This window comes from Streptomyces sp. NPDC058964, assembly GCF_042741275.1.
GTDB lineage: Bacteria > Actinomycetota > Actinomycetes > Streptomycetales > Streptomycetaceae > Streptomyces.
In genome coordinates this window covers 1-1,371 of the sequence record NZ_JBHYKH010000973.1, presented here as the reverse complement: position 1 = coordinate 1,371, position 1,371 = coordinate 1, and the positions used below count along the sequence as shown (strand labels likewise).

Below are 1,371 nucleotides of genomic sequence, written 5' to 3'. Positions count from 1 at the left end.
GGCGCAGGCGCGGTGCGACCGAGCGCATGGCGCGGTGCCGGACCACGGTGAGGTGGTGGTCCTCGGTGGCGAGGGACTCGGCGCCCTGGGCCGCCGCGAGGCCGGTGGCCGCGACGGCCGCGTCGCCGCCGGGGCCGGGCAGCGTGCGCACCGGGAGTGAGTCGTCGGGCCTTCCGTCGGCGGGCCGGTCGTCCGGCGGGACGGAGCAGACCAGGAGGTCCTCGCTCTTGCCCAGGAGCAGCACGGCACCGTGCGGGGCGGTACCCGCGAGGTAGCGCAGTTCGTCGTAACTGCTCGTGGTCCGGGAGAACTGCTGGATCATGTCGACAGAGGCCGACAGACCGGCGTTCTCGTAACCGACGATTTCAACGGTCACACCCCATGGATGATGACCGAGGACCCTGGCCCGCACCTTCTGGCCGGGCATGAGCGCCAGACTCTCCGTCTCGAACCTTTCCATGAACCCCTTTCCCGTCGTTCGGCCCAGCAGGGCTCGCTGGCAGCGCTGGTGGCGTCGGCCCCCGCGAGCGTCATCGTATGGGTGACGGTCGAAGCCCGTCAGCAGTCGACCGAGCACCTCCTGCTGCGCACGGTAGGTACCCTCCCCGTCATGGGGCTCGACATCACCGTGATGATCGCCGACCGTTCATGGCTGGCACAGGTCCCGCCGTGCGAGCGGCTGCCGCGGCTGAGGGACGCCTGGTACGCCGACGAGACGGGACTGTGGGACCACGAAGCAGTGACGGGCGAGGAAGGTTGGGCGTGGCCGCTGGGACCGAACGGCTCCTTCTTCGCCGTGTACGACTTCTTGCGCACCTGCGGCTCCTTCAAGGCGCACTTCCGGGCCGGGCAGCGGTGGGAACGCGTCCGCGGCCATGTTGACCCCTTGCTGCGCGCCGAGTTGGACGCGTTGCTTCGCGGGCTCATCTGGGACGGACCGGACGGCGAGGCCCCGCACACCGATACGGCCTTCTTCGGCGAGGACGGTTACGGCGTGTTGCTCGCACGGTCACCAGAGCGCGTCCGGGAACTGGCTGCGGCCTGGGATCGAGCGCTTCCTCACCTGGGCGGGGTGCGGGGGCCCTTCGCCGAGCACGCCGCGGTCCCCGACGGATGGGTTCATGACTTCGACGCATTCCTGGACCTGCTGACACAGTGGGGACAGGTCCTGACCGAAGCGGTGCAGCGAGGGTGGTGCGTCGTGGGACTGAGCGAGTAGTACGCCACGGCAGTGGTCGGCCTGCGCCTCCCGCCGAATGGCGTGTCGAGGTCCGGCCCAGCGCCTTCCGAGCGCTCGGCGCGTGTTCCGAGTCGTCGCCCCCCCTCAGCCGAGTTGGCGGGAGAACGCCACGTAAGCCCGGGCGTCGAGAA

1 protein-coding gene and 1 pseudogene are annotated in these 1,371 nt (G+C 70.2%); one reads left to right on the top strand and one right to left on the bottom strand.

What is annotated here, in order from left to right:
• A pseudogene (locus ACFW2E_RS46935) lies at nt 1–322 on the bottom strand (hypothetical protein); the annotation flags it as partial.
• A gap of 219 nt (nt 323–541) precedes the next feature.
• Between ACFW2E_RS46935 and ACFW2E_RS46930 the strand changes: the two are divergent.
• Nucleotides 542–1,219: a hypothetical protein gene (locus tag ACFW2E_RS46930; RefSeq protein ID WP_384478302.1), complete on the top strand. Its 678-nt coding sequence runs from the start codon at nt 542–544 to the stop codon at nt 1,217–1,219.
• The last annotated feature ends 152 nt before the right edge of the window (nt 1,220–1,371 follow it).